General features: G+C 70.0%; 28 protein-coding genes and 1 tRNA gene. 11 read left to right on the top strand and 18 right to left on the bottom strand.

Annotated features, from left to right (window positions below; translation table 11 throughout):
* Positions 1-477 precede the first annotated feature (477 nt).
* The 9 genes from ACQE3L_RS10270 to ACQE3L_RS10230 all read right to left on the bottom strand — a co-directional run bounded on the left by ACQE3L_RS10270 (position 478) and on the right by ACQE3L_RS10230 (position 4,826).
* Complete coding sequence (locus tag ACQE3L_RS10270) at positions 478-819, bottom strand: AzlD domain-containing protein (RefSeq protein WP_426963683.1); 342 nt, start codon at positions 817-819, stop codon at positions 478-480.
* Positions 816-1,499, bottom strand: coding sequence for an AzlC family ABC transporter permease (locus ACQE3L_RS10265; RefSeq protein ID WP_426963682.1), 684 nt, complete (start codon positions 1,497-1,499; stop codon positions 816-818). The genes ACQE3L_RS10270 and ACQE3L_RS10265 overlap by 4 nt, the downstream gene beginning before the upstream one ends.
* Positions 1,500-1,568: 69 nt before the next feature.
* Complete coding sequence (locus ACQE3L_RS10260; protein ID WP_426963681.1) at positions 1,569-1,919, bottom strand: hypothetical protein; 351 nt, start codon at positions 1,917-1,919, stop codon at positions 1,569-1,571.
* Positions 1,920-1,996: 77 nt separating this feature from the next.
* Positions 1,997-2,383 carry a DUF8048 family protein gene (locus ACQE3L_RS10255; RefSeq protein WP_426963680.1) on the bottom strand — a complete coding sequence of 129 codons (387 nt, stop codon included), beginning with the start codon at positions 2,381-2,383 and terminating at the stop codon, positions 1,997-1,999.
* Between the two features lie 16 nt (positions 2,384-2,399).
* Positions 2,400-2,702, bottom strand: a complete 303-nt coding sequence (locus ACQE3L_RS10250) for a MoaD-like domain-containing protein (protein WP_426963679.1) — start codon at positions 2,700-2,702, stop codon at positions 2,400-2,402.
* A complete protein-coding gene (locus tag ACQE3L_RS10245; RefSeq protein WP_426963678.1) occupies positions 2,695-2,979 on the bottom strand; it encodes a ubiquitin-like small modifier protein 1 in 285 nt (94 codons plus the stop codon). The genes ACQE3L_RS10250 and ACQE3L_RS10245 overlap by 8 nt, the downstream gene beginning before the upstream one ends.
* A gap of 95 nt (positions 2,980-3,074) precedes the next feature.
* A complete protein-coding gene (locus ACQE3L_RS10240) occupies positions 3,075-3,461 on the bottom strand; it encodes a DUF7971 family protein (RefSeq protein ID WP_058366627.1) in 387 nt (128 codons plus the stop codon).
* A 115-nt stretch (positions 3,462-3,576) separates the two neighbouring features.
* Complete coding sequence (locus ACQE3L_RS10235; RefSeq protein ID WP_426963677.1) at positions 3,577-3,756, bottom strand: hypothetical protein; 180 nt, start codon at positions 3,754-3,756, stop codon at positions 3,577-3,579.
* A 71-nt stretch (positions 3,757-3,827) separates the two neighbouring features.
* Positions 3,828-4,826, bottom strand: a complete 999-nt coding sequence (locus tag ACQE3L_RS10230) for a PhoU domain-containing protein (RefSeq protein ID WP_426963676.1) — start codon at positions 4,824-4,826, stop codon at positions 3,828-3,830.
* A gap of 380 nt (positions 4,827-5,206) precedes the next feature.
* On the opposite strand from ACQE3L_RS10230, the gene pstB reads away from it, so the two are divergent.
* The 4 genes from pstB (at position 5,207) to ACQE3L_RS10210 (ending at position 9,104) form a co-directional block, all read left to right on the top strand.
* Positions 5,207-6,064 (top strand): phosphate ABC transporter ATP-binding protein PstB, encoded by an 858-nt coding sequence (gene pstB / locus ACQE3L_RS10225; protein ID WP_426963675.1) that lies wholly within the window; start codon positions 5,207-5,209, stop codon positions 6,062-6,064.
* A gap of 166 nt (positions 6,065-6,230) precedes the next feature.
* A complete protein-coding gene (gene phoU / locus ACQE3L_RS10220) occupies positions 6,231-6,905 on the top strand; it encodes a phosphate signaling complex protein PhoU (protein ID WP_426963673.1) in 675 nt (224 codons plus the stop codon).
* A gap of 97 nt (positions 6,906-7,002) precedes the next feature.
* Complete coding sequence (locus tag ACQE3L_RS10215; protein ID WP_426963672.1) at positions 7,003-8,058, top strand: N-acetyltransferase DgcN family protein; 1,056 nt, start codon at positions 7,003-7,005, stop codon at positions 8,056-8,058.
* The gene (locus ACQE3L_RS10210) at positions 8,058-9,104 is read left to right on the top strand and encodes a dipeptide epimerase (protein ID WP_426963671.1); all 1,047 of its coding nucleotides are present in this window, start codon (positions 8,058-8,060) and stop codon (positions 9,102-9,104) included. Before ACQE3L_RS10215 ends, ACQE3L_RS10210 begins: the two co-directional genes overlap by 1 nt.
* Positions 9,105-9,116: 12 nt before the next feature.
* Here the strand turns inward: ACQE3L_RS10210 and ACQE3L_RS10205 are convergent, their stop codons facing one another.
* Genes ACQE3L_RS10205 through ACQE3L_RS10190 form a run of 4 tightly spaced genes read right to left on the bottom strand, consistent with a single transcriptional unit; the run spans position 9,117 to position 12,723 of the window.
* A complete protein-coding gene (locus ACQE3L_RS10205) occupies positions 9,117-10,280 on the bottom strand; it encodes a DUF7972 family membrane protein (protein ID WP_464378857.1) in 1,164 nt (387 codons plus the stop codon).
* 6 nt (positions 10,281-10,286) lie between these two features.
* Complete coding sequence (locus ACQE3L_RS10200; RefSeq protein WP_426963670.1) at positions 10,287-11,153, bottom strand: PspA/IM30 family protein; 867 nt, start codon at positions 11,151-11,153, stop codon at positions 10,287-10,289.
* Positions 11,154-11,205: 52 nt separating this feature from the next.
* Positions 11,206-11,994 (bottom strand): MogA/MoaB family molybdenum cofactor biosynthesis protein, encoded by a 789-nt coding sequence (locus ACQE3L_RS10195; protein ID WP_426963669.1) that lies wholly within the window; start codon positions 11,992-11,994, stop codon positions 11,206-11,208.
* Positions 11,995-12,015: 21 nt separating this feature from the next.
* Complete coding sequence (locus ACQE3L_RS10190) at positions 12,016-12,723, bottom strand: hypothetical protein (protein ID WP_426963668.1); 708 nt, start codon at positions 12,721-12,723, stop codon at positions 12,016-12,018.
* Positions 12,724-12,848: 125 nt separating this feature from the next.
* On the opposite strand from ACQE3L_RS10190, the gene ACQE3L_RS10185 reads away from it, so the two are divergent.
* The 3 genes from ACQE3L_RS10185 to ACQE3L_RS10175 all read left to right on the top strand — a co-directional run bounded on the left by ACQE3L_RS10185 (position 12,849) and on the right by ACQE3L_RS10175 (position 15,386).
* Positions 12,849-13,889, top strand: coding sequence for a zinc-binding dehydrogenase (locus ACQE3L_RS10185; protein ID WP_426963667.1), 1,041 nt, complete (start codon positions 12,849-12,851; stop codon positions 13,887-13,889).
* A complete protein-coding gene (locus ACQE3L_RS10180) occupies positions 13,879-14,265 on the top strand; it encodes a DUF7977 family protein (RefSeq protein WP_426963666.1) in 387 nt (128 codons plus the stop codon). The genes ACQE3L_RS10185 and ACQE3L_RS10180 overlap by 11 nt, the downstream gene beginning before the upstream one ends.
* A 98-nt stretch (positions 14,266-14,363) precedes the next feature.
* Complete coding sequence (locus tag ACQE3L_RS10175; RefSeq protein WP_426963665.1) at positions 14,364-15,386, top strand: alpha/beta fold hydrolase; 1,023 nt, start codon at positions 14,364-14,366, stop codon at positions 15,384-15,386.
* A gap of 75 nt (positions 15,387-15,461) precedes the next feature.
* Here the strand turns inward: ACQE3L_RS10175 and ACQE3L_RS10170 are convergent, their stop codons facing one another.
* Positions 15,462-16,097 carry a TVP38/TMEM64 family protein gene (locus tag ACQE3L_RS10170; RefSeq protein ID WP_426963664.1) on the bottom strand — a complete coding sequence of 212 codons (636 nt, stop codon included), beginning with the start codon at positions 16,095-16,097 and terminating at the stop codon, positions 15,462-15,464.
* A gap of 160 nt (positions 16,098-16,257) precedes the next feature.
* Here ACQE3L_RS10170 and ACQE3L_RS10165 point away from each other — a divergent pair, with 160 nt between their 5' ends.
* Positions 16,258-16,632: a DUF5830 family protein gene (locus ACQE3L_RS10165; RefSeq protein WP_426963663.1), complete on the top strand. Its 375-nt coding sequence runs from the start codon at positions 16,258-16,260 to the stop codon at positions 16,630-16,632.
* Between the two features lie 7 nt (positions 16,633-16,639).
* Here ACQE3L_RS10165 and ACQE3L_RS10160 read toward each other — a convergent pair whose 3' ends face one another.
* A complete protein-coding gene (locus ACQE3L_RS10160; RefSeq protein ID WP_426963662.1) occupies positions 16,640-17,779 on the bottom strand; it encodes a DUF7115 domain-containing protein in 1,140 nt (379 codons plus the stop codon).
* 155 nt (positions 17,780-17,934) lie between these two features.
* Between ACQE3L_RS10160 and ACQE3L_RS10155 the strand changes: the two genes are divergently transcribed.
* The 3 genes from ACQE3L_RS10155 to ACQE3L_RS10145 all read left to right on the top strand — a co-directional run bounded on the left by ACQE3L_RS10155 (position 17,935) and on the right by ACQE3L_RS10145 (position 22,721).
* Positions 17,935-18,090, top strand: a tRNA-Met gene (locus tag ACQE3L_RS10155).
* Positions 18,091-18,214: 124 nt separating this feature from the next.
* Complete coding sequence (locus tag ACQE3L_RS10150) at positions 18,215-19,249, top strand: transcription initiation factor IIB family protein (RefSeq protein WP_426963661.1); 1,035 nt, start codon at positions 18,215-18,217, stop codon at positions 19,247-19,249.
* Positions 19,250-19,403: 154 nt separating this feature from the next.
* Complete coding sequence (locus tag ACQE3L_RS10145; RefSeq protein WP_426963660.1) at positions 19,404-22,721, top strand: outer membrane protein assembly factor BamB family protein; 3,318 nt, start codon at positions 19,404-19,406, stop codon at positions 22,719-22,721.
* 84 nt (positions 22,722-22,805) lie between these two features.
* Here ACQE3L_RS10145 and ACQE3L_RS10140 read toward each other — a convergent pair whose 3' ends face one another.
* The 3 genes from ACQE3L_RS10140 to ACQE3L_RS10130 are packed head-to-tail and all read right to left on the bottom strand — an operon-like array spanning position 22,806 to position 25,516.
* Positions 22,806-23,321, bottom strand: coding sequence for a hypothetical protein (locus ACQE3L_RS10140; RefSeq protein ID WP_426963659.1), 516 nt, complete (start codon positions 23,319-23,321; stop codon positions 22,806-22,808).
* Positions 23,318-25,357: an AAA family ATPase gene (locus ACQE3L_RS10135; RefSeq protein WP_426963658.1), complete on the bottom strand. Its 2,040-nt coding sequence runs from the start codon at positions 25,355-25,357 to the stop codon at positions 23,318-23,320. The genes ACQE3L_RS10140 and ACQE3L_RS10135 overlap by 4 nt, the downstream gene beginning before the upstream one ends.
* Positions 25,358-25,516: a hypothetical protein gene (locus ACQE3L_RS10130; protein ID WP_426963657.1), complete on the bottom strand. Its 159-nt coding sequence runs from the start codon at positions 25,514-25,516 to the stop codon at positions 25,358-25,360.
* Positions 25,517-25,564: the final 48 nt, after the last annotated feature.

Genomic DNA, 25,564 nt, shown 5'->3' with positions numbered 1-25,564 from the left:
CGCGCGAGGTCGCCAGCGCGCTACTGCACGCTGGCTGCTCGAAAATCTCCGATTTTCGGTGGAGGCGGCGGCGCGGCCGCATTGCGGTGTCTCCAGCGCGCTACTGCACGCTGGAGGCCAGCGGGACGCGGGTTGTCCCGCGCTGCGGTTTCGCGGCCGCGCCGCCGCCGAGGCTGGGGAGGTGCGAGGCTGCTGTGCGGGGCGGTCGCGGTGCGGTGGCGGTGCTGTGCAGGGCGGGACTGAAAGGGGCAGCCGGCTCGATCCGGCCCCGGCGCCGCAAGCACCGCAGCGGGCGTTGCGGAGAGCGAGGAGCGCAGCGCGTGCCGCGGCCGGTCGAGCCGGCTGGGGCTTTCTCGGTGTTGCTGTTCCAAGCAGCAGGATCAACAGCAGATCCAGAGCAGTATGCGGGAAAGCCGGCTGGGGCTTTCTGGGTGTGGGAATCCCGATCAACAGGAGCAACAGCAAACACGTCGTACGCTACGCGAACACGACGAACCGCAGCAGCCACAGCGCCCCCATCCCGACGCCGATCGTCGCGAACACGTTCTCGGTACGCCACGCCACGACGCCGGCCGCGAGACCCGCGAGCAGTTGCTCGTCGAGGACCGTCTCCGGCAGGGTCGGCGCGACCGTCACCAGCGAGGGGGCGACCAGCGCCGCCAGTACCGCGGGCGGGACGAACCGGAGCACCTGCTCGGCCCGGGACGGCACCTCGTCGATGCGCCCGAACAGGTGGATCACGGAGAGCCGGAGCCCGTAGGTCGCGAGGCCGATGACCGCGATGACGCCCCAGACCGCGACCGGGCCGTAGTCGGTCATCGGTTTCGCACCCCCTCGGTGAGCAGTCCGGCGAGGATGCCCACGGCCGCCCCGACGAGCAGCCCGAGGTTGAACGGGAGCCCCGCGGCGACGACCGCGGCCGCGCCGCCGACGCCGCCCGCGACCGTCGTCGGGCGGTCCTTCATCGCGGGAACGAGCAGTGCCAGAAACACCAGCGGGACGGCGAAGGAGAGCCCCCACGAGTCCGGGATGCCGGCCCCGAGCGCGATCCCGAGCACCGTGCCGACGACCCAGACGACCCAGATCGGCGTGCCGACGCCGAGGTAGTAGTAGCGGCGGTCCCGCTCGCGCGACTCGTCGTCCGCGTATTCGGCGATCGACAGCGCGTACGCCTGGTCGGTCAGGAAGTACGCGAGCAGGGCCCGCGTCCGGCGGCGGTACCGCGCGAAGTGCGGCGCGATGGAGGCGGAGTACATCACCATCCGGAGGTTGATCACGACGGCCGTCGCGACGACGACCGCCAGCGGCGCGTTCTCCCCGAGCAGTTCCAGCGCGGCGAGCTGGGACGCCCCGGCGTAGACGAACACCGACATCCCGACCGCCTGTGCGGGCGTCAGGCCGGCGTCGACCGCGGCGATCCCCGCCACGAGCGCGAACGGCGCGATCCCCAGCAGGATGGGGACCGAGTCCCGAACGCCCGCACGGAGGTCCTCGTGCATACCGGATCGAACCCCGGCGGCCGTGAAAGCGGTGTCGGACCGGCGCGCCGCGGCCCGCCGACTTCCGGATTAGGTCCCCGGGACGCCGACCGCCGAGAGCCCGCCGACGCCGACGAGCTCGAGCGCCGCGAGCGCGACCACGGCGACGGCCCACGCGACCGCGCCGACGACGGCCGCACGGACCCAGCCGACGGGGTACCGCCGCTTTACGACCGCGAGCCAACCGAGCAGCGCGAGCAGCGTCCCGATCAGGGGGACCCACGCGAGGAGCGCCCACACGAGCGCACCGAGCAGCGCGGTGACCACCGCGTGACCCAGATCGCTGCTGCCGTCCCGGTCCCGATAGGCGCCGACGTGCGCGCCGACGGCGAGGGCGCCCCCGCCGATCAGCACGCCGACGACGAACTCGATTGGTGCCATCGCTCCCGCCTCGGAAGCCGACGGAGAAAAACGGGGGCGACGCCGAACCCGGATCGCGCCGGATAAAGCCGGTTTTGTCAGTCGCCCGTCGCGATCACGACCGCGCTCCGGATCTCCAGTGCCGACTCGAGCTCCGCACGCCGGCCGTGGACGCTGCCCAGCCGCTCCAGTTGCGCCTCGTGGGCCCGCTCGACCGCGTCGCGCTCGCGGTCCGTGAGACCGAGCCGCTCCGCGACCGCGTCCCAGTGGGCCGGCTCGACGAGGAACGCCTCGCGGTCCGCCTCGGCGACGGCGCGCTCGTACTCGCGGCGGTAGTCGCCGAGCCGCGGAGCGAGGTCCGACTGCACCCGCCGGAGCAGGGGCCCGAGCCGCGTCGGCGCGACGCTCGCGAGCGCGCCCGTCTGAAGCAACACCGTCCCGTCGAAGGGAATCTCGGCCGCCGACTCGTCCGGGTCGGGAGTCACGTCGCGCTCGCCTCCCTCATCCGCCGGCGCGCATCGCCTTCTGCCCGAAGGCGTCCACCAACTCGTCGAGCGCGTCGGGGTCGCCCACGAAGCGGACGGTCACCTCCGTCAGCTCCAGCGAGCCGGCGGGGTTCACTTTGGCGGCGCTCAACTCGACGCGCCAGCCGTCGCCCTCCACCCGCGTCGCCTCCGCGGGGTCGTCGGTCCCCACGAGGTCGCCGCCGAGGTTGCGGAGGTAGTGGGCGGCGAGCCGGCGGGAGATCCCGCGGTACGACCGTTCGCGCTCCTCCTCGCCGTCCGCAGGGACGGGATCAGACATGGCCACCCGCGACCGGCGGGAACACGGAGAGCGTGTCGCCCTCCGAGAGCGCGGTGTCCACGCCGTCGATGTGGAGCACCTCCCGACCGTTCTTGAGGACGTTTATCTGCGGGGCGAGGTCGCCGTCGACGAGCAGGTTGCCCGCCAGCCCCTCGTAGTCGGCCTCCAGCGCCGCGAGCACGTCGCCGACGGTCGCGTCGTCGTCGACCTCGTAGGCGACCGTTTTGCCCCCGGCCGCCTCCCGGAACGTGGCGAAGAACCGAAGTTCCAGCTCCATGGAGGCCCCTCGGCCGGCGTCGACTTAAACCCGCGTCGCGAGCGCGCCGCACGCGGACAGGCGGCCGGGGGCGAGGGGAGGCGTGAAGCAAGCCGCTACTGACCGCCGAACCGGATCCCGTCCTCGACGAGTCGGTAGTTCCGCTCGCGGTCCAACTCGGCGGCGAGCCAGTCGTGGTCGTACAGCTGGGCGATCAGCTCGGCGTAGAGGTTGCGCCACGCGATCGCGTAGATGGGCGACTGCCCCCACGCCCGGAGCTCGGGGACGAACTCGTCGAAGCGCTCCATGCGCGCCTCCATGTACTCGATGGCGTCGACCGCGGCCGCGGCCGCCTCGCCAGGGTCGTCGGCCTCCGCGACCGCCTCGTTGATCCCGGACTGGACGCCGACGATGGCGCGGCGCATGTCCTGTTCGACCGATTCGGACTCCTCCGGCAGCGACTCGATGACGCCCCGCGGGACGCCGAGTTCGACCTCGTCCATACGGGTCGGTCTCGGGGGCGAAAGAAAAACGTCCCGCCGACCGGTGGCGAGGCGACGAGGGCTCGCGGCCGCCCCCCGCCGATCGGAGTCGCCGATCGGTGCCGCACCGAAGCGATCAGAACAGCGCGGTGTAGGTCGTCAACGCGATCAGGACCGCCGCGACAGCCACGGTGAGCTTGTCCGTCCGGTTCATGATGCCCTCGTAGTTGGTCGAGAGGGCGACGACCCCCGCGAGCCCGCCGATCGCGACGAGCACGGTGACGACCGTGAGCACGGTTTCGAGTAGCGTAACCATGCGTCGCACATCGGACGCGCGGGTCATAAACCTCCGGGAGCCGGGCGGTGTGGAGCCGGAGCGTGTACCGGCTACGGCGTCGGCGCCGCCTTCTGGAGCGCGGTCTCGGCCACGTTGCCGCCGTAGTCCGCGCTCCGGAGCACGGAGTCCACGACGAGTCCGAGCAGCTGTGCGCGAGTGGGGTCGAGGTCGCGAAGGAGCTCGTCGATCTGGCGGACGCGCTCGTCGATCTCGCGGACCTGCTCGCGCGCGTCGTTCGCCTTCCGGGTCGCCGCCTCGCTCTCCTCCTCGAACAGCGCGTCCATGGCGGTGTCTATCACCTCGACTGCGTCGGCGTGAAGCTCGTCGATGGCGTCGAGCACCTCCTCCGGGATCGCCTCGTCGATGTTGAGCGTGAGGTGGGCGATCTTGGTCGCGTGGTCGCCGATCCGCTCCAGCTGTCGGGCGCTGGAGTGGTAGTCGAAGCAGACCTCGCGGGGGACGCCCAGCTCCTCCGCGGCCTTCGGCGTCCGGAGCGTGGCCCGGAAGATCCGCGAGACGACCATCCAGAGCCGGTCGAGGTCGTCGTCGCGGTTGATCACGTCCCGCGCGAGGTCGGCGTCGAGGTCCCGCAGCGCGGCGAGCGCGTCCTCCAGCATCGAGGTGGAGATGAGCCGCATCCGCGTGACGGCGTTGTGGATCGACAGCTCCGAGGAGTCGAGCAGGTCGCGGACGACCACGCGGTCGCGGGTCTCCTCGAGCACCTCCAGTCCGACGAGGCTCTGGGTGGCCTCGCGGATGGTTGCCCGCTGCTCGGTGGAGATGCGCCCCCCTTCGAGGGCGATCACGTCGAAGCCGCTGACGTACATCGTCATCACCGCGCGCGTCAGTTCCTGCCCCTCCAGATCCGTGATGTCGAGCGTGCCCCGCGTGCGCTCCTCCTCCGAGTGGGGCGTGAGGAACAGCGAGTCGCCCTCGGGATAGAACTCCACCTCGGTGCCCGCGCTCACGTCGTTTTCCGTCGCCCACTCCTTCGGGATCGAGACGGTGTACGTCGACCCCCCGGTGACCTGGACCTTGCGGGTCTCCATGCGATCCCATACGCCGACGCTACTGATAAACTTGATCAAGTATATATTTTCTACACCGGTGGTCCAAACACACCTATTGTGTGGGGTATAAGCATCTCAACGTCCCTGGTACTCTCGGATCGAATTCGATATCGGCCAAGATACCGATCAAAATACGTATTAATATATATCCATAAATAGACGTGATAGCAGCGTATTTAGGTCCCTGCCGCTCAATCCCGTATTGATGACCAGTGACGCCTCCGTAGCGGAGGAGTGGACCCCAGGTGACCCGGTCGGCTCTGCCGGGGCCGAAGGGGCAACGGCCGGCGCGCGCGGCGAGGCCGGCCCGTCCGCGGTCGCGCCGCTCTCGTCGCGAACATCGACGTCTCCTTTCCGCCATGAGTGACAGCTACAACGCGACGGCAGACGACCAGTCCGACGACCAGCCGACGACCGCGCCGGCCGAGACGACGGAGGCGACCCCGTCGGTCGAGCGGATCCCCGAGCGCGAAACCGCGCTGACCGCCGACGAACTCACCGTTCACTACGGCGAGGAGCAGGCGCTCCAGCCCACGAGCGTCGGCATCCCCGAGAACGAGGTCACGGCGATCATCGGTCCCTCGGGGTGTGGCAAGTCGACGTTCCTGCGGTGTATCAACCGCATGAACGACATGATCGACAGCTGCCGGGTCGACGGCGAACTCCGGTTCCAGGGGAAGAACGTCTACGACGACGACGTGGACCCGGTCGCGCTCCGGCGACGCATCGGGATGGTGTTCCAGAAGCCGAACCCGTTCCCGAAGTCCATCTACGACAACGTCGCCTACGGGCTGAAGGTGCAGGGCAAGGAGGTCACCGACGAGGCGGTCGAGCGCGCGCTGAAGGGCGCGGCGCTGTGGGACGAGGTGAACGAGCAGCTCGACTCCTCGGGGCTGGACCTCTCCGGCGGACAACAGCAGCGCCTCTGTATCGCGCGCGCCATCGCGCCGGACCCGGAGGTCATCCTGATGGACGAGCCGGCCTCCGCGCTCGACCCGGTCGCGACCGCGAAGGTCGAGGACCTCATCGACGAACTCGCCGAGGAGTACACCGTCGTCATCGTCACGCACAACATGCAGCAGGCGGCCCGCATCTCGGACAAGACCGCCGTGTTCCTGACGGGCGGCCAGCTCGTGGAGTTCGGCGACACCGACCGCATCTTCGAGAACCCCGACAACCAGCGCGTCGAGGACTACATCACGGGCAAGTTCGGATAGCCGACCGTCCCGCGGACGCGGGCGGTGGCGGACGGTCGGTGCGGACGTCGAGACCCGTGGCCCGCCGTGCCGTCGCAGGTGGTTTACCTTTATGTCGGTCCGTTCAGTCGTTCCGGTAGACGCATCCGAGTCGGCCATCGGCCCGGACCGGACAATCCCCCTGACAATGGTACGAAAGGAATATCAGGCCAAACTCGACGAACTGCGCGACGACGTGCTCTACATGAGCGAGGTCGTCGCGGAGCGACTGCGGATGTCGCTCGACGCACTCGAACGACAGGACGACGACCTCGGTCAGGAGGTCATCGACCGCGACCACGAGGTCAACGAGATGTACCTCGAGCTTGAGAAGCAGTGTACCGACCTCATCGCGCTCCAGCAGCCGGTCGCGGGCGACCTCCGCTTTATCGCCGCGTCGTTCAAGATCATCACGGACCTCGAACGCATCGCGGACCTGGCGACCAACCTCGGCGAGTACGCCGGGCAGGCGGAGCGGGAGCTGTTCCCGGACGTGGACGTCCAGCGCATCGGCGACGAGACGCTGGAGATGCTGGAGTCCGCGATGGAGGCGTACGCCGACCGCGACGAGGACCGCTGTTACGCGGTCGCCGAGCGCGACAACGAGGTCGACGACCTCTGTGCGGCCGCCAGCGAAGTCGTCGTTCGCGACCTGATCCAGCAGGAGGAGATCGGCGAGGACGCCAACGCCGAGACGACGATGCGCGAGGTCCAGCGGCTCCTGTTGACGATCCGCGACCTCGAGCGCGTGGGCGACCACGCGGTCAACATCGCCGCGCGCTCGCTGTACATGATCGACAACGACGACGAGTTGCTCTACTGAGGGGCGTCGGAGCAGCGCCCCCGACCGCGACGTCCGACCACCGGCAGCCCGGGCCGTCCCCGCCTCATTTATGCCCGCCGGCGAGCACCCACCGATCATGAGCGACGACCGCATCGTCATCCTCGCCCACGAGAAGTTCCCCGACCACGCGAAGACGGCGCTCGGCGTCATGCGCTACGGCGACCAGGAGGTCGCCGCCGTGCTCGACCGCGAGAAGGCCGGCAGCCGCGTCCACGACCACGACGACACGCTCCCGGCCGACGCGCCGGTCGTGGAGTCGTTCGCGGACGCGCTCGCGGCCGCGGACGGCGACGTGGACGCGCTCCTGATCGGCATCGCGCCCATCGGCGGCGGCTTCGACGAGTCGTGGCGCCCGGACGTGCGCGCGGCCATCGAGGCGGGCTGTGACGTGGTCGCCGGCCTCCACTACTTCCTCAACGAGGACGAGGAGTTCGCGCGGCTCGCGGCCGAGCACGGCGTCGACCTCCGTGACGTGCGCGAACCCCACGAGGGGATCTCCGTCGCCGAGGGGCGCTCGGCCGAGGTCGACGCGGACGTGCTGCTCACGGTCGGCACCGACTGCGGCGTGGGCAAGATGACCGCCTCGCTGGAGATCGTCGCCGCCGCCCGCGAACGCGGGATCGACGCCGCGTTCGTCCCGACCGGACAGACCGGGATCATGATCGCCGGCTGGGGGAACCCGATCGACCGCGTCGTCTCCGACTTCACCGCGGGCGCCGTCGAGGAGATGATCCTGGAGACGGGCGACGACCACGACCTGCTCGTCGTCGAGGGGCAGGGCTCCATCGTCCACCCCGCCTACTCCGCGGTCACCTGCGGCATCCTCCACGGCGCGATGGCCGACGGGCTCGTGCTGTGTCACAAGGACGGCCGGGAGGCGGTCCGCGGGTACGAGTCCTTCCCGCTGCCGCCGCTTCACGAGTACGTCGGCCTCTACGAGCGCCTCGCCGCGCCGGTCCACGAAGCGCCGGTCGTCGCGGGCGCGCTCAACACGAAGGACGTGGCCGACGACGGGACCGCCGCCGAGCGCGTGAGCGACTACGCGAACGCCATTGGCGTGCCCGCGACCGACCCCGTCCGCGACGGCGCGGACGTCATCGTCGACGCGGTCGAGCGCGAGGTGCTGGACTGATGGGTCTCGACGCGTCCTTCGAGCGCGTCACGCTCGAACTCGACCGGCCGTTCTCCATCGCGCGAGGGACCCAGACCGAGGCCGAGAACCTGGTCGTCCGAATCGCGGATGACGGCGGGATGACCGGGGTCGGCGCGGCCGCGCCCTCGGGCCACTACGGCGAGACCGCCGACACGGTCGCGGCCGTCCTCCCGGACCTGCTCGCGGTCGTGGAGGAGGTCGGCGACCCCCACGCGCTCCACGAGATCGAGGCGCGCATGCGCGAGGTCGTCCGCGGGAACCCCGCGGCCCGCACGGCGGTCTCCATCGCGGTCCACGACCTCGCGGCCAAGCGCCTCGGGGTGCCCCTCCACCGCATGTGGGGACTGGACCCGAGCGAGGCGCCGAAGACCTCCTACACGGTCGGCCTCGCGGAGACCGAGCGCGTGCGGGAGAAGGCGGCCGCCGCGGTCGAGGCGGGCTATCCGGTCCTCAAGATCAAGCTCGGCACCGACCGCGACCGCGAGCTGATCGAGGCGGTCCGCGAGGCGGCCCCGGACGCCCGCCTCCGCGTGGACGCCAACGAGGCGTGGACGCCCCGCGAGACGGTTCGGAAGAGCGAGTGGCTCGCCGACCACGGCGTGGAGTTCATCGAACAGCCCGTCCCCGCCGAGGACCCCGAGGGGCTCCGGTTCGCCTACGAGCGCGCCGCGCTCCCCATCGCGGCCGACGAGTCGTGCGTGACGCTCGAGGACGTCCCCGCCATCGCGGACCGGTGCGACATCGCGAACCTGAAGCTGATGAAGACCGGCGGACTGCTGGAGGCGCGCCGGATGATCGCCACCGCCCGCGCGCACGGACTGGAGGTCATGCTCGGCTGCATGATCGAGTCGAACGCGGCCATCGCGGCGGGCGCGCAGCTCTCGCCCCTGCTCGACTACGCGGACCTGGACGGCTCGCTGCTGCTCGCCGAGGACCCCTACGAGGGCGTGGACCTCTCGGGGGGGACGATTCGGCTCGCGGACCGGGCCGCGCCCGGGACCGGGGCGCGGCGCCGGTCGGAGTAGGTCACCGCCGACCTACTCCGATTCACCGTCGGTCTCCCGCAACACGAACGGGCCGATGGAGAGCGTGCGCTTCGTCACGGTGACGATCCGGAGGATGTAGGACAGAAGCAGCGCGAACGGCGCGATCGAGACCGTCGCGGCGCCCGCGACGAGCCACAGCGCGTCGGAGACCCCGAGCGTCGTCGCGGTGAAGTCCCCCGGGTCGACGAACGCCAGCGTCGCGATGGCGACCGACAGCGCCGGGACCGAAGCCGCCAGCAGCACGCGCGAGAGGTTCGACAGCTCCCACTGGAAGTAGAGCGTCTTGACGTGCTCGCGGGCGGGGCCGAACAGCTCGAGGAGCGTCACCAGCTCGTCCAGCTCCTCGCGGGCGGGCTCGGGGAGGCGGTCGCCGGTCCCGTACAGGAGGCGCTTCCCCTCGTAGATCTTCCGCGAGTAGTTGAACGCGAGCGCCGCGAGCAGCGCGTCGAAGGTGCCGAACTCCGCCCCGTCGAGTCGGCGAGCGACGGACGACGCGTTCCCCACCACCCCGTCGACGTAGTCGTCGACTCGGTCCGACAGCTCCGCGTCCCCGGCCGCTTCCGCCATCGCCTCGTCGATCTCCCCATCGTCGATCTCCCCCTCGGCCGCCGCGGCGAACGCCGCCGCGCGATCGCGAGTCGCTTCCACGAGCGCGCGCAGGAACGCGGCCGGCTCCGCGGGCGCGACGGGCTCGCCCATCGCCTCGGCCGCGTCGTCGCGGAACGTCAGCGCCCCCTCCATGCGCTCGCGCTGGTCGCCGACCGCGCCGAGCTCCTGTGAGAGGATCAGTTGCGAGAGCGTCAACACCAGGGTCACGCCGGTGATCGTCGAGCCGATCAGCGCGTTGAACAGCGTCTCGGTCGAGTCGCCGCGTTCGAGCAGGGCGTCGGCCGGTAGCGGATGCGCGATCCCGGTCGCGACCACGGCACCGAAGACGACGAACAGGATCCCGGCCGCGACGACCCGACGGTCGGCGTCGAGTATGACCCACGAGACCGGACGGCTCACGTTCATCCGGCCACCCATGTCGTCGCCGGCCGCGTCGTCGCTGACCGTGTCGTCGCCGGCGTCGTCACCAGCGTCGTCGCGGGACGCGTCGCCATCGGCCGCGTTGGCCACTCCGGCACCCCCGTCGTCGCTCGGGGGTGGCGTCATCCGTCGCTACTGGTCATCGTCGCGGAGCTCCTCGAGCTCGCTTTCGATCTCCTCGTCGGCGACCTCGGTCTCCGCGTCGGCGTCCTCCTCGACGTCCGTCCCGGCGCCGAGCTCCTCCTCGAGGTCGGCCTCCTCCGCGGTGGCCTGTTCGGCGTCGGTGTCCGCGTCGGCCTCCGCCGCGCCGTCTTCGCCCTTCAGCGTCGCCAGCTCCGCCTCGATCTCGCGGTCGGCCGAGAGCTCGTCCAGCTCGCGGTCGATGCTGTCCTTGTCCGAGAGGGCGTCCTCGAAGGCGCCGGAGTCCTGAAGCTCGTCCATCGCCTCGGCGCGTGCCTCCATCTCCTCGGTGCGGTCCTCGGCGCGTTCGATGGCGCGCCCCACGTCCTCCATCTCGTCGCCCGCGCCAGTCATCGCCTCGGAGACGCGCGAGGAGGCCTCCGCGGCCTCGTAGCGCGCCTTCATCGTCTCCTTCTTCGTGCGGAACTCCTCGATGCGGCTCTGGAGCTCGTTCTTCTTCTCGACGAGGTTGTCCTGCGTGTTCTGCAACTCGGCGATCTGCGCCTCCAGCTCCTCGATCTGCTGCATCTTCGACTTCTTCTTCTCTAACGCCTGCCGTGCGAGGTCGTCGCGGTCCTGCTCGACCGCCTCGCGCGCCTGCCGGTTGTGTTTCTCGACGTTCTCCTCCAGCCGGCGCTTCTGGATCTCCAGCCGCTTCTTCTGTGTCGTCAGGTCCGCGATGCCCTGTTTCACGTCCTGGAGTTCGTCACGCATCTGCTCGTAGGAGTAGTCCAGCGTCTCCGAAGGGTCCTCGGCCCGGTTGAGGAGGGCGTTGAACTTCGACCGGATGACGTAGGAGGCGCGCGAGAGGATTCCCATGTCCCGCCGTTGGCGCTCCAGCGTTTAAAACCTCATGTGGCCCGCGGCCGCGTCACGTCGCGTCGGGGGCGTCCTCGCCGTTCCCGTCGTCTCCATCCGCCTCGCCGCCGCCGCCCGCCTCGCCGCCATCCTCGCCGCTATCCCCTTTCCCGCCATCCTCGCCGCTATCCCCTTTCCCGCCATCCTCGCCGCCATCATTCTCCTCGTCGCCGTCCGCGTCCCGCGTCGCCAGCCCCGCGAGGTGACCGACCTCGGGGAGGATTATCTCGTCGACGCCGAGCCGGACCGCGTTCTCGGACCCCGGTAGACAGAAGACCGGCACGCCGTCCGCGATCCCCCCGATGGCTCGCGAGCCGACGGTCCGCGTCCCGACTTCCTCGTAGGAGAGCCGGCGGAACAGTTCGCCGAACCCCGGGAGGTCCTTCTCGAACAGCTGTCGGGCCGCCTCGGGCGTCACGTCGTCGGGCGTCACGCCGGTGCCCCCGGTCGTGATCACGGCGTCCGTGTCCGCGCGGCCGACCAGCCGGTTGACCGTCCCCTGCACGCGGTCGAAGTCGTCCGGGATCAGCTCCCGCGTGACGACCTCGTGGCCGGCGTTCTCGATCGCTTCGACCGCGTAGTCGCCTGATGGGTCCTCCTCGAGCGAGCGCGAGGAGGAGACCGTCACGACCGCGACGCCGACCGTCTCCGCGTCGTGGGCGTGGTGGTCGTCTCCGCCGTGGTCGTGGCCCTCTCCGTGATGATCGTGGCCCTCCCCGTGGTCGCCTCCGTCGTGGGCGTGGTGGTCGTCTCCGTCGTGACGGCGGTCGTCTCCGTGGTCCGCTCCCCCGTGGTCGCTCATGCTCCCGGCTTCCGGCCGCGGTTACAAAAACTCCCCGCGCTCGACGCTCATCGCTCGGTCCCCACGCCCCGGACCGAGCCACAGCAGGACTCCCACCGCGATCCACGCGAGCCCGAGGGGAACGAGCGCGGCATTCGTCGTGACGAGAACCCGACTGACGGAGAGCGGGAACGCCCCGAGCAGGTCCAGCAGGACCAGCACCGCGGGGACCGCGGGTGCGGCGAGCAGGAGCCATCCTGCGGCGGCGGTCCGGACGCCTTCCCCCCGCGCGCGGACCGCAAGACCGAGCGCGCCGGTGCCGAGAAGGACCGCGGCGTAGCCGAAGAGGAACAGCAACGTCAGCAGCAGGCCGGCGGGGTCCTCACCGGTCGCCGGGACCGGAGTGAAGCCGGCGGCGACGTACGCCGCCGCCGAGCGCGCGTGCAGGCCCGCGAGGAGGACCCAACCGAGCGCGAAGAGGCCGAGACCCGCCCGGTCGACCCGCGTGGGAGAGGGGCCGAACGCGCGACCGAGGCCGAGCGCCCCGAGGCCCACCCCCAGCCAGCCGACCAGCGCGAGGAGGTCGAAGCCCGTCCCGGCGTACGGGCGCGTGCCGAGCGCCGCGAGCGCGAGCGTCGGCGCGAGGGTCCACGCGAGCGCCCCGCAGGCGGCGACCGCCCCGGCTCGCGGTCGCCGCGACGAGGGGAACGGCGCCGGCGTCCCGACCCCTCCGTCCGTGTGGCGGTCCATGTGCTCCACTCGCGACCGGAGCGGATAACTCCTCGCGCCGGTGGTCGTCCCCTCACACCGGGGTCGCGCCCGGTTCGCCGCCCCTTCCCGAACGTTCTTGTGACCGCGGTGTGGTGGTGATCCGCATGAAGGCGGTTCAATTCGGCGAGCACGGCGACCGCGACGTGATCGAGTACGGCGAGTTCCCGGACCCGGACCCGGCCGCGGACGAGGTGCTCGTGGACGTGAAGGCGGGCGCGCTCAACCACCTCGACGTCTGGACACGAAAGGGGCTCCCGGGCGTCGACCTCGAGATGCCGCACATTCCGGGCAGCGACGCGGCCGGCGTGGTCGAGGCGGTCGGCGAGGACGTGACTCGGTTCGAGCCGGGCGACCGCGTCACCGTCACCGCGGGCGTCTCCTGCGGCGAGTGCGAGTTCTGCCGTGACGGCGACCCGACGCTCTGCTACCGGTTCAACATTTTGGGCGAGCATCAGCGGGGCGTCCACGCGGAAACGGCCGCGGTGCCGGAGGAGAACCTCGTCCCGGTCCCGGAGGGCGTCGACTGGGAGGTCGCCGGCTCCGCGTCGCTCGTGTTCGGCACCGCGTGGCGCATGCTCCACACGCGCGCCGACGTGGAGGCCGGCGAGAAGGTCCTCGTGCTCGGCGCCTCCGGCGGCGTCGGCCACGCGGCGGTCCAGATCGCCGCCCACGCGGGCTGTGAGGTGTTCGCGACCGCCTCCAGCGAGGAGAAGCTCCGCTACGCCGAGGCGTGCGGCGCCGACCACGTCATCGACTACGAGGCGAACGACTTCGCCGACGAGGTCGCCGAGATAACCGGCCGCAGGGGGGTCGACGTGGTGGTCGACCACGTCGGGAAGGAGACGTACCCCGACTCCCTGAAGTCGCTCGCGCGCGGCGGTCGGGTCGTCACCTGCGGGGCGACGACCGGGCCGAACCCGGGCGCCGGTCTCGACCGCATCTTCTGGAACCAGCTGTCCGTGATCGGCTCCACGATGGCGACGCCGGGCGAGGTCGACGACGTGCTGGAGCTGGTGTGGGACGGCACCTTCGAGCCCCGGATCCGCGAGGTCCTGCCGATGAGCGAGGCCGCGCGCGCCCACGAACTGCTGGAGGATCGGCAGGGCTTTGGGAAAGTGGTGGTAAAGCCCGACAGTGAGTTCTGAGACGGAGCGCGGGACCGGCGAGGAGGCGGACCGCGGGAGGGAAGCCGACCCCGAAGGCGACCGGGCCAGGGAGACGGCGGACGCGAACGCGCTCCGCGAGGACGGGAGGGACGCCGGCCGGGACGCGGGCGTCGCCGCCCCGACCGCGACCGACGGACCCGAGGCGGACGGCTTCGGCCGCGCCGGCTGGGTCCTCACCGCGACGCTCCTGGTCTGCGTGCTGGTCATCCCGGGCATCATCTACGTCTACCCCTACGTCCTCGGCTCGTTCGGGCTGACCTTCTTCGGGACGTACCTCGCGCTTCCCCTGGTGCCGGCGGTCCTTCTGGGACTCGTCGCCGTCTGGTCGATGAGCGCGGCCGTCAGCGAGGAGTAGCGACGACCAATCGGCGGCGAGTGGCGACGACCCGTCGGCGGGCCGTCGAGAACGCGGCGCGCCGTAGCTATTTCCGCCCCGACGTGTTACCGGACCCCATGAGCGACTCGTCCGAACCCGACGCCACGTCGGGAGACCCGACCGGCAGCCGCCCGGAGGCGGACGCTTCGGACGCCGGGGACGCCGCGGCCGGGGTGACCGACCGGGTGCGCGACGCCGCGTTCGACGACGAGGTCCCTCCGAACGTGCCCGGACGGTCGCGGCTCGTCGAGACGAACGGCGTCACGCTCCACGTCGTCGAGGCGGGGCCCGCGGACGGCAAGCTCCTGATCCTTCTGCACGGCTTCCCGGAGTTCTGGTACGGGTGGCACGAGACGATCCGGCCGCTGGCGAACGCCGGCTTCCGCGTGGTCGTCCCCGACCAGCGCGGCTACAACCGCTCTGAGAAGCCGGCGGAGGTCGGCGACTACCGGATCGACGAACTCGCGGCGGACGTCGTCGGCCTGATCGACGCCTACGACCGCGAGACCGCCGCGGTCGCGGGTCACGACTGGGGCGCAGCAGTCGGGTGGTGGCTCGCGCTCCACCACGCCGACCGCGTCTCGGAGTTCGTCGCGGTCAACGTCCCCCACCCCTCCGTCTTCGAGGAGACGCTCCGAACGTCGTGGCGCCAGCGGCTCAAGAGCTGGTACTTCCTCGGGTTCCAGTTGCCGGGCGTCCCGGAGCGCGTCGCCCGAGCGGCGAACTGGCGGCTCCTCGTCCGCGGGATGCGGCGGTCGAGTCGGCCGGGAACGTTCACGCCCGACGACTTCGCCAGATACCGGCGGGCGTGGTCCCGTGACGGCGCCTTCTCGGCGATGTTGAACTGGTACCGCGCGGTCGTCCGCGAGCGACCGGCGCCGGACCGCGAGCGCGTCGAGGTCCCGACCCTGGTCGTGTGGGGCGCCGAGGACGAGTTCCTGCGCTCCACGATGGCGAGCGCCAGCGTCGACCGCTGCGCGGACGGGCGCCTCCTGATGGTCCACGACGCGACCCACTGGGTCGTTCACGAGGAACCGGTCCGTGTCGCGGAGGCGGTCGCCGAACACGCCGACGACCTGCCGCCCGGCGCCCGCGAGTGACCGGGCGAGGCGGCGAGGGGCCGCGGACGGCGCAGCGACGGACCGCGGGGAGACGCAGCACAGAACTGCGAGCCGTCACGCCGCCGATTGCTCGCGGTAGCCCCGGTAGAGCGGCCCGGCCAACAGGAGGACGCCCGCCGCGGCCATCCCGACCAGCAGCGCCGGATCGAGCCCCGAGAGGCCGCCGGCGGCGACGCGGTCCGCGGAGACGCCGACCGCGACGCCGGCCACGACCCACGGCAGCTCGCCGAGCGCGGTCCCGAGGAGGAACGGGGCCGTCCCCACGCCGGCCACGCCCGCGGCGACGGAGACGGCGTCAGAGGGCGCCGGTAGGAGCCGGCTGGCGGCGACCGAGCGCGTGCCGCCGGTCGCCGAGACGACGCGCTCGCCCACCCTCGCGACCCGACCCTCCCCGTCCCCGCGGCCGACGAGCGCCAGCCAGTACGGCGGCAGCGCCGTGAGCGTCACCAGCAGCAGGCCGAACGGGACGCCCGGCCAGCCGTAGCCGTACCCGACCGCGACCGCCAGCAGGGTCGTGGGCCACGCGAGGAACGGCCGGACCGCCGCGAGCGCGAGCAGGACCAGCCCGAACCGGAGGGGTCGCGCCGCGATCCGTGCCAACTCGTCGAGAACGGCCTCGGGCGAGGTGATCAGGAATCCGGCGACGACGACCGCGAGGACCGTCGAGCCGGCGACGAGGCGGCGCTTCACGGCAGCCGGTGGGCGAGCCCCCGATAAACGCCTTGTGGGTCCGGCGCGGCGTCGGCGGACCGTTCGGCGGCCGCCCTCTGCCCGGCAAACCGTCCGGCGGCCGTCCTCCGCCCGCGACCCGCTCCCGTTCGCTTATAACCGCCGTCCGCGAAGCGCGGGTGTGACGCGCGACCGGTCCCGCGAGGAGAAACTGGAGCTGGCGCTGGAGTTGCTGGCGCACGTGGAGCGTGAGGAGCTTCCGCTGCCCGACGCCGTCGACCGGATCGAGACGGTCACCGACAGCCCGTCGCTCACCCGCGACATCCTCGACGCGGCGGAGAAGCGGGGGATCGTCGACCGCGAGGACGGCCGCCTTCGGGTCCGGACCGGCGGCACGTACGTGAACTTCGACGCGCAGGTGGTCCGGCGGGAGGGCGAGTTCGACTGCCGGCGCTGCGGCGCCTCCATCTCGACGGGCCACTTCGTCCGGTTCGAAACGGGCGAACTCGGCCCGTTCGGCCCCGAGTGCGTCAGAAAGGTAACCGGCAGGGACTGACCCGGAGTCAGCGACCGCGCCGGAGCTCCTCGATCAGCTGCTCGATCAGCTCCGCCTGTCTGTCGAGCTGCTCGGACTGTGCCTCGACCGTCTCGCGCAGCGCCGCCACCTCGTCCGCGAGCGACTCCTCCTCGACGCCCGCCGGCTCGAACCCCGACCCTCCGAAGCCGTCCCCCTGCTCCGGCTCCGCGGCCGCGGCGTCTGGCCCCTCGCTCTCGGCGGGTTCCGCACCGCTCGCTCCCGTCTCGACCGGATCCGAAACGAGAGGGTCCGCGTCCGGCGTCGCTTCGGCCGCCGAGTCCTCCGGCGCCGTCGTCCCCTCGGGCGTCGCCGGAGCCGCCGACCCCACCGACTCCGCCGTCTCCGCCGCCTCCGCCGACGCCTCCGGCTCGGACCCCTCGTCCTCCGCCGCCGGGGAGGCCGAGAGGGGGTCCGGTCCGTCGCCGAAGTCCGTAGTCGAGGCCCCCCCGCGGTCCGCGTCGTTGCCGTCCTCGGCGGTGTCCGCTCGCTTCGCGCGGAGCTCCGCGGGCGACCCCACGTCGTGGTACTCGCAGATAGCGTCGATGAGCGCCTCGCGGACGGCGCGTTTTGACTCGTTGGGGGCCTTGAACCGCTCCTGCCTCCCGGCGTGAGTGAGCACGACCGAGGTGGCGACGGTGCCCTCCTCGAAGTCGAGCCCGGTCACGTCGTCGAAGTGGAACTCCTCGTACTCCTCGTCCCACACCGCGGAGCCGACGTGTTTGACCAGCCGGTCGCTGGTCACGATCAGCGTCAACTCGGAGAAGCGGAAGGTTCGCAGGACCGACTCGCCCGGGTCCGTGAGGCCCGCCGCGGACAGCACGCCGGCGAGGATCGGGTGGAGCGCGTCGTCGACGCGCTTGGTCGGCACGGTGATCGTCTCGGTGCCGTCGAGCCCGTACTCCAGTTGGATCTTGGCCTTGCGGCGGCCCTCGGAGACGTCGATCCGCTCCACGTCGTGGGGGTACTCCGTGACGCTCTCGTCCGAGAGGAGTCCGTCCGCGCGATAGACGAGCGTTCGGGTCGGCGTCACCGCGAGGGCATCCTCGCCGCCGAGATCGACGTGGGCGACGACGTCCTCCCCGTCGACCGCGCCCGCGAGCATGGAGGGCAAGTCGGCCTGGCTCATTAGCGAGGTGATTCGTCCCGTCGCGTATAAATCCGCGGGGTTGCCGGGGGAACCGGACCGTTTCGCGCGCTCTTCGCTCCCCGGGCGTGTGCCCCGATCCCACCGCCGTGAGAGATGGGAAGGTTAAAGAGTATCATCGCGGTACGTGGGAGTGAGGCCGGGTGGCTTAGCTGGACATAGCGCCGCACTCATAGGGTTACGAGATTCGGTGCGGTACGCCTGCCTTGGAAGCGTCCGCGACCCACTGGGGCTCCGCCGAGCCTCGTACCTGGGTCATGCGGAGATCGCGGGTTCGGAGCCCGCCCCGGCCATACATCGTTTTCTGCCGCCGTCTCGACCGATCCGTGAGTCCATTCGCCGATCTCCGCTCGGGCGCCGCCGGTAGTGTGTGTGATTCGGTACCATTATTGAGCCGCATTAAGTCATCCACAAGACATGAGTGACGAGTTCGTCGACGAGATCGACGACGTGCTCTCGGAGGTCTTGGGGGATGTCGACGCCACGTCGGGGGCCGAGGTCGAACGGAACATCACCTTCGGGCAGTCGGTCTCCGGCGAGCGACAGACGGCGTTCGTCGACGACCGGATCGAGCAGTTGGCGGCTGATCTAGACGTTCCGGAAGCGACGGTCGACCTCGCGAAATCGCTGCGCGACCAGTATCGGGATCAACGCGGCGACCTCATCGGCACAGCGCTCGAACTGGTCGCCGCGTCCTGTCTGTACTGTGCGGTGAAGGTGACGGAGGTTCCGCTGGATCCGACCGACTTCGAGGCGGCGGACGAGACGGTCGTCACGCGGAAGGCGCTGCTCCGCCGGTCGAAGGACATCGCGAGCACCGTCGGGCTCGACCCCTCCGCGTTCTTCGGTAGCGAGCAGTACGTCGACCGGTACTGCGAGGCGCTCGACGTGTCCGACGCGGTCAACCAGCGTGCCCACGAGATCATCCAGATTACTGAGGAGTCCGGGCTCTCCAGCGGGAAGAGCCCGTCCGGGTGGGCCGCGGCCGCCGTGTACAACGCCTGTCTCGACGTGCGCGAGAAGCGGACCCAGCAGGAGCTCAGCCGCGTCGCGAACGTCTCTGAGGTGACGATCAGGAACCGGTACCAGGAGCAGCGCGCGGGGCTCCGACGGGCCGAACCGTTACCGTCCGATCCGAACGACGTCGTCGGGCACGTGGCTGACGCGAGCGAGGTTCAAGCCGCGACGCGGGAGCTCGCGGAGCTGCTGATCCGGAACGCGCGGGCGGCGGACTATCCCGTCGACGAGGAGGCCACGCTCTGGGCGCTCGCGGCGCTCCGGAGGGCGAGCCTGCTGACGGACGGCGACGTGAAGCTCAAGACGCTCTCCCAGTACACCGACGAGGACTCGGACGAGATCTCCTCGCGGGCGCGGGAGCTCCGCTCCGTCTTGAGCCAGGTCGAGCTGAACGAGTTCCGGATGCAGCACGCACAGCAGGTGGGCGAACGGTAGCAGTGGCGTCCGAAGCACGGTCGAACTCCGATCAGGACGGACACGGATCGGGACGAACGGTAGTCGACCCGTGCACTGAGGAGACCGCGCTCGCGGGACGGTCGATGACCGATACACAAAGGTACTTGTCCGGCAGCCGATCAACGACAGTCGGATGACTGCGCGGACCCGGCGGGAGTTACTCCGCGGTCTCGGGAGCGCCGCCGGTGCCGCCGCAACGGCCGGCTCCGTGATCGCGACGGCGGTGGCACAAGAGGGAGTCAGCGGCGAGTCGCGGATGGACCAGTACGACGCCGGGAACACCGGACACGCCCCGAACGAGCGGGGGCCGCGGAGCGACCCCCGGCAACTGTGGCACTCCGATACCGGCGAGGGACTGTTCGGGTCTCCCGCGATCGTCGACGGAGCGGTGTACGCGGCGAGCGAGGCCGGGACGGTCCGCGCCCTCGACGCGGTCGACGGGACCGAGCGCTGGTCGGTACGGATCGACGAGGGGATCACGAGCTCTCCGGCGGTCGCTGCCGGGACGGTCTACGTCGCTGCGGAGGAGTCGCTCTTCGCGCTCGCGGCCGACGATGGAACGGAGAACTGGGCCGCGGAGATCGGTCCGGACCCGTCGTCGCCTGTCGTACACGACGGACTGGTCGCGGTCGCCGGCGGGAACCGCGTCCACGTGTTCTCCCGGGACGGAGAGCATGCGTCGGCCTCCGAACTGACCGGTGAGGCGGTCTCGACGCCCGCGATCGTCGGGTCGACGCTGTACGTCGCCACCGACGCGGGCACCGTGGCGGCGTTTGAGATCGAGAGATCGAGCGGGCCCCCCGACCTCATCGAGACGTGGACCACCGAGACGGTGATCGACCGGCGGCCGACCGTCTCGGTCGCGGACGGCACCGTGGTCGTCACCGGCGCGAGTCCGGGGGAACTCGATCAGGGCCGCGTCTACGCCCTCGATGCCGGCACGGGGGAGGAGCGGTGGGAGTTCACCACCGAGCACTGGATCGACGGCGCGGCGGCGCTCGACGGCGAGTCCGCGTACGTCGGGATCGGGAGCGGCGATCTGGTCGCGCTGGACGCCGAGTCCGGGACGGAGCGGTGGCGCTTCGATGCGAACGACTCGTGGAGCTTCCTCTACTGGGGACCCGGAATCACGGGATCTCCCATCGTCGTCGGCGACACGGTGTACGTCGGAAGCGAAGACGACAACCTGTACGCGGTCGACGCGGAGTCCGGGACCTCGCAGTGGCGGTTCTCGACCGGCGACGCGGTCGTGTCGACGCCCACGGTCGTCGACGGCGTGGCGGTCGTTGGAAACACCGCCGGCGGGCTCTACGCGATCACGTCTCCGGACAAGTCGCCGGCTCCGATCGAAGCGGACGCGGACAGCAACGGCTCGGGGACCGAGGAAAGTGCCGAGGACGCGGGAACCGGCGGATTCCTCGCGGGCCTCACGACGAGCGGTTCGTGGGGGATCGTCACGTCGGCCGTTTCCCTGCTCCTGCTCACCCTCGGCGTCCTATTCGCAGCGACGAGGCTCGCCCTGAGCGGGGATACCGAGAACTCCGCGACGGACTCGCCGGAGGATGCCGAAGCGGCCACCACCGCAGCCGAGGACTCCTCGCACCGCGCCGATCTGCTCGACGAGTTGCGCGAGCTCGACGAGCGGTGGTCGGAGATGGACCGGCGGCTCCTCTATTCCGTCGGCGAACATCACCCCGACGAGTACGAGGCCGCCTTCGGAACCCTCGACGCCGCACTCGCCGCGGCCGGGGTGAGGGAGGTCGACAAGACCAGCGACGATGACGCGGACGACGGGTCTACGACGGCGGACGGCGCGGCCGGTGATGACGCGACCGATGGTGACGCAGCAGAGGCCGGCGCCGGCGATCACAGTCGGGCCGACGACGAAACCAGCGAAGACGACACGATCAGCGACCACGAAGCCGTCGCCGACATAACCGACGGCGACCCGACAGATACAACACCAGCGACGACCAGCGATCCACGAGAACGAACCCCTGATACGACCGACATGACCGATCTCTCCCCGAACGAACTCGCCGAACTGTACGCCGCGTTCGACAGGTTCCAGCGGCTCCTGAACGAGCTCGCGAACGAGCTGGACACGGAGGGGACGACCCCGATGGAAGAGTGGGCCGACGCCGTCTTCGACCACTGGGCCGAGGGCGGGCCGGACGGGGCGCCGAACTACGGCGTCCAGCAGCGCGACCGGAACGACTTCAGCATCCGGGAGTACCGAGACGCGTACGGCGACGGAGAGCGCGTCACCGAGTTCCACCACGTCGAGTTCGGGACCGTCGACGACCGCGTCCGGCACCTGCTCGGCGACGCCATCGAGGACTGGGACCACGCGGTCCCGGTCGCGCCGGACTCGAACATCCCGCTTCCGGTCGCGATCGGCAGCGCTGAGGCGCTCGAGTCGGGCGTCGAACTGCTCGGTGAGTTCCCGGCGTACCCCGACGCCGACCGACCGGCCCCGGACGAGACCGACGACGACACCGGCGGCCGGGATCTCCCCGAAGGTCGCGTCGAGTCGCTCACCGTCACCGTCCGCGACCACGATCCGAACCCGGGGCCGAAGCGCGACGCCCGTCTCCGCGTCGAACTCGCGGACGGAACCGAGATACCCCTCGACGTCTGGACGACCCACGACCTCTCGTTGGACTGGACCGTCGGCGCCACGTACACCATCGAGCAGGCACGACACAAGAGCTGGCAGACGGGCACCGGGACGAGCCACCAGCTCAGCAGCACGAAGGACCTCCGCGTATCGTCGGCCGATCCCGAAACGGGTGGCTGCAACGGGGGATCCCCCTCCCCGAATCGAACGACCGGGGAGAGCGGAACGACCGCCTCTCGCAGTACCAGGGGTTCGACGAGAAACGGTAGGACACCGAGCCGCAGCGAACTCCGCGAAGCGATCCGGAGCCTCGCCAACGCGGTCGATCGGCCACTGAAAGCGACCGACGTGGACGACGCCACGGAGTACGCCGCCAACGACGTCACCCGTGTGTTCGGGTCCTGGCAGAACGGTCTCGCCGCCGCCGGGGTCGACAACGAAGCGCGGCTCGTGGCGGACCTCCACCGCGTCGCCGACGAGTTGGGCCATCGACCGAGCACGAGCGAGATGAACGAACACGGCCACGTCTCGGCGACCACCTACGCCAACTACTTCGGGACGTACACCGCAGCCGTCGAGCAGGCGTTTGACGAACCGGAGACCGGGCGTGAGCGGACGGAGACGGGCTCATCCCGAGGGGCGGGGAGCGACGAACCCGACCGGGAGCCGATTTCGGAGACGGGGGCCTCCGCGGGTGAGCCCGCAACCGAAGACGGCGACGGAGATACTGTCGGCGGAGCGGAGAGTCCCGGCGTCGGGACGGAGGACGACGGTATCCTCGGAGACATCGAGCAGGACTTCGAGGGACTTTCGGGCTCCGAGTCGGAATAGCGTCCGCCGTCGCTGCGTTCGCCTCGGTAGCGAGACTGGAAGAGAAGGGGCGCAAGACCGCGCAGGCCTGTTCGACCGCTCCGGTCAGCCGCTCATCATGTCGTTGTCGAAGCTGTCGACGATCTTCGAGAGGATGTCCTCGTTGTCCGCGGTGCCGTCGGCCTCGTGGAAGCGGTCGATGAAGGAGATGACTCCGTCACGCGGCGGATTCGCCGCGTCGCCGAACTCACGCTCCAGACGCATCGCGCCGGCGTGGGCGTACCGCGCGAGGACCTCCAGTTGCGTCTCTGGTTCCACGAGCGCGCTCGAGTCGCTCGTGTGCTGGTAGGCGATCGACGCGGCGACGGCCCGGTACGTCGGCTTGTCGGTGAAGTGCATCCACAGCATCTCACCTCGCGTCCCCTCGTCGGTGGTCCCCTGGAACTCCGACTCGGCGTACGTGTTCACCGTCGGCCGGTCGCTCACGGCGTAGCCGACGCTGGCCGAGAACACGAAGAAGTCGATCAGGCTGTCGAATATCTCCCAGTCGCTGACCATCTTCTCATAGATGTCGTGCCGGTGGTAGTACTGTCGTGTCGTCGCAGTGCTGGATTCGCTCATTGGTTGACCCTCTGGGAGACGGTCTCCTCGACGATGGTAGTCTGCGGATACGAGGTGTCGCCGTCGCCCTCGTCGAAGTCAAGCCGGTACTGCCGGCTCGCGATCTCGTTCATCTCGCTCGCGACCGGCCCCCGCCACTGGGAGTCCGTCACGAGCACGACGACCTGTTCGGCCATCCGCGGGATCACTCGACTCACCGTCCGGCGGTGCTCGTCGTCCAACGCGCCGAACGGCGAATCCATCACGATCGGGTAGATGCCGCCGCTGAAGTACTCCGCGTCCGTGTCTGACTCGTACCGCTCGCGGGCGATCTGAACCAGACTTCCGATGAACGTGAGACTCGCGATCTGCCGTTCCCCACGGGACTTATCGACTTCCAGATACTTCCCCTGCAGCTGATCGCGGATCCGGAGCTCGAACTCGTCCGTGATCTCGGCCTCGTAGCCCTTCGTCGCTATTTCGTCGAACGTCTCCGAGACGAGGTCGTTCGAGTACTCCCGCACCTGGTCCTGGAGCTGCTCGAACGACGCCTCGAGCTGCTGTTGGACCTTCGAGGTCGCCTGCATCCGCCGTCGAGCGAGCTCGGCCTGGCTCTCCTCCTGCCGCGCCTCGTCGATCTCCTCGCCGATCTCCTCGAGCCGGTCCTCACGCGTCTCGACGTCGCGCTCCAGGTCCCAGATCTCGCGTTTCAAATCCTCACGTTCCGACTTCTTCCGGGTCCGCGCGGACTCCAGCTCAGACGGCGTCTCGCCGGTCTCCGGGTCCGTCACGTTCATCTCCTCGAGGTCGCCTTGGATCTCGTCGAGCTGCTCGTCGACGGACGTGAGCTCGTCGCGGAGCTCCGACCGCCGCTCGAGCAGCTCGTCGATCCGCTCCTGATACTCGGTCTGCTCGTCCTGAATGCTGGTGAGGTGGGAGATGATGCGGATCGCGGCCTGATCGACCCCGTTCTCGGCGGCGTCGGACCGGTAGGATTCGACGCTCGTGTACGGGTGCGTCCCCTCCTCCAGCGGGCGGCCGCAGATGCACTCCCCCTGCGTGAGCAGCTTCTCCACGAACTGGTTCGACACCTCGGAGGGGATCTCGCCCCGTTCGCGCAGGTCGTCGAGGTCCTGTGCGGTCGCCTCGATTGCCGGCATCACGAACGGCAGATGTCCCTTCTTGCTGATCTCGTCGTCGATCGACTCGTTGATCTCCGCGATCTCCGCCTCAAGCGCGTCCCGCCGCGACTCGAGCTGCTCCCGTTCCTCCTGGAGGTCCGCGGCCTCCTCGATCCCCTCCAGCTTGCGTTCGATCTCGCTTATCTCCTCCCGGAGACGCTGTCTGCTCTCCTTCTTGCTCTCGATCGACCCCGTGAGGTCCTCGACCTCGGATCGCAGCTCGCTCCGGGTGTCGAGCAACTCCGAGAGCTCGGAGTTGCCGTGTTCTTGGACCTCCGACTCGAACCGCTGCTCGACCTCCCCGAGGTGTCGAATGGACCGCTCGATGATGGTGAGGCCCATGATGTTCTGGATCGCCTCCTTCACCTCCGCCTGGCTGTGGCCCTCCGAGAGCTGCGTGATGTACTCGCCGTCGAAGAAGAACAGGTCGCTCAACCGCTCGGGGAGGATCTGCTCGATCGAGCGCTGGGGGTTCCGTCGCGTTCCGCGGTCGCCGTCCGCGGTCTCATACGAGAGCGACAGGTCCTCGTCGACGATCTCGCCGAGGTAGTCGTCCGCCGCCTGTCGCTGGTACTCGTAGGACCGCGTCACCTCGTAGTCGACGCCCTCGTGTTCGAACTCCAGCGTCACCTCGACCGGGACCGTCTCGCCCGGATCCACCTCCGCGAGCGCCCCCTGGCTGGCGAGCTTGTCGGGGCGCAGGTTGAAGCTCGACTCGTCGTACAGCACCCACAGGAACGCGTTCTTCAGCGTCGTCTTCCCGGAGCCGTTCTGTCCGTGGACCACCGTCACGTTCCGGTCGTCACCCAGGGCGAACTCCACGGTCTCGGACCGGAACTGTCGGAAGTTCTCGAGATGCAGCCGGTGCAGTTGCATCTATTCCGGAATCTCCTCTTCGACGATCTCCCTGATCTCCGGGATGATCTTATGCGGCCGTCGCATGTGCAGCTGTTCGCTCTCCGCCTGTAACGTCCGCTCTCGAATCCGGCGGAGCGTCTCTTTATCGACGTCCGGCGTCGAACCCCCTTCGTCCATGCTCGGAGATTATCGCTCCAGCCGCCTTAATGATTGTTCCCCGACCAC

The sequence above is a fragment of the Haloparvum alkalitolerans genome (assembly GCF_050122995.1).
GTDB lineage: Archaea > Halobacteriota > Halobacteria > Halobacteriales > Haloferacaceae > Haloparvum > Haloparvum alkalitolerans.
This window is presented reverse-complemented; position numbering and strand designations above follow the sequence as displayed.

Bases quoted from the DNA above. Each gene is read 5' to 3' on its own strand.
- ACQE3L_RS10185 (WP_426963667.1), top strand. From the start codon at position 12,849: ATGAAGGCGGTTCAATTCGGCGAGCACGGCGACCGCGACGTGATCGAG.
- pstB (WP_426963675.1), top strand. From the start codon at position 5,207: ATGAGTGACAGCTACAACGCGACGGCAGACGACCAGTCCGACGACCAG.
- ACQE3L_RS10235 (WP_426963677.1), bottom strand. From the start codon at position 3,756: ATGGTTACGCTACTCGAAACCGTGCTCACGGTCGTCACCGTGCTCGTC.
- ACQE3L_RS10245 (WP_426963678.1), bottom strand. From the start codon at position 2,979: ATGGAGCTGGAACTTCGGTTCTTCGCCACGTTCCGGGAGGCGGCCGGG.
- ACQE3L_RS10270 (WP_426963683.1), bottom strand. From the start codon at position 819: ATGACCGACTACGGCCCGGTCGCGGTCTGGGGCGTCATCGCGGTCATC.
- ACQE3L_RS10140 (WP_426963659.1), bottom strand. From the start codon at position 23,321: ATGAGCGAATCCAGCACTGCGACGACACGACAGTACTACCACCGGCAC.
- ACQE3L_RS10215 (WP_426963672.1), top strand. From the start codon at position 7,003: ATGAGCGACGACCGCATCGTCATCCTCGCCCACGAGAAGTTCCCCGAC.
- ACQE3L_RS10230 (WP_426963676.1), bottom strand. From the start codon at position 4,826: ATGGAGACCCGCAAGGTCCAGGTCACCGGGGGGTCGACGTACACCGTC.
- phoU (WP_426963673.1), top strand. From the start codon at position 6,231: ATGGTACGAAAGGAATATCAGGCCAAACTCGACGAACTGCGCGACGAC.
- ACQE3L_RS10210 (WP_426963671.1), top strand. From the start codon at position 8,058: ATGGGTCTCGACGCGTCCTTCGAGCGCGTCACGCTCGAACTCGACCGG.
- ACQE3L_RS10135 (WP_426963658.1), bottom strand. From the start codon at position 25,357: ATGCAACTGCACCGGCTGCATCTCGAGAACTTCCGACAGTTCCGGTCC.
- ACQE3L_RS10250 (WP_426963679.1), bottom strand. From the start codon at position 2,702: ATGTCTGATCCCGTCCCTGCGGACGGCGAGGAGGAGCGCGAACGGTCG.
- ACQE3L_RS10240 (WP_058366627.1), bottom strand. From the start codon at position 3,461: ATGGACGAGGTCGAACTCGGCGTCCCGCGGGGCGTCATCGAGTCGCTG.
- ACQE3L_RS10205 (WP_464378857.1), bottom strand. From the start codon at position 10,280: ATGACGCCACCCCCGAGCGACGACGGGGGTGCCGGAGTGGCCAACGCG.
- ACQE3L_RS10130 (WP_426963657.1), bottom strand. From the start codon at position 25,516: ATGGACGAAGGGGGTTCGACGCCGGACGTCGATAAAGAGACGCTCCGC.
- ACQE3L_RS10190 (WP_426963668.1), bottom strand. From the start codon at position 12,723: ATGGACCGCCACACGGACGGAGGGGTCGGGACGCCGGCGCCGTTCCCC.
- ACQE3L_RS10265 (WP_426963682.1), bottom strand. From the start codon at position 1,499: ATGCACGAGGACCTCCGTGCGGGCGTTCGGGACTCGGTCCCCATCCTG.
- ACQE3L_RS10175 (WP_426963665.1), top strand. From the start codon at position 14,364: ATGAGCGACTCGTCCGAACCCGACGCCACGTCGGGAGACCCGACCGGC.
- ACQE3L_RS10145 (WP_426963660.1), top strand. From the start codon at position 19,404: ATGACTGCGCGGACCCGGCGGGAGTTACTCCGCGGTCTCGGGAGCGCC.
- ACQE3L_RS10150 (WP_426963661.1), top strand. From the start codon at position 18,215: ATGAGTGACGAGTTCGTCGACGAGATCGACGACGTGCTCTCGGAGGTC.
- ACQE3L_RS10195 (WP_426963669.1), bottom strand. From the start codon at position 11,994: ATGAGCGACCACGGGGGAGCGGACCACGGAGACGACCGCCGTCACGAC.
- ACQE3L_RS10160 (WP_426963662.1), bottom strand. From the start codon at position 17,779: ATGAGCCAGGCCGACTTGCCCTCCATGCTCGCGGGCGCGGTCGACGGG.
- ACQE3L_RS10260 (WP_426963681.1), bottom strand. From the start codon at position 1,919: ATGGCACCAATCGAGTTCGTCGTCGGCGTGCTGATCGGCGGGGGCGCC.
- ACQE3L_RS10200 (WP_426963670.1), bottom strand. From the start codon at position 11,153: ATGGGAATCCTCTCGCGCGCCTCCTACGTCATCCGGTCGAAGTTCAAC.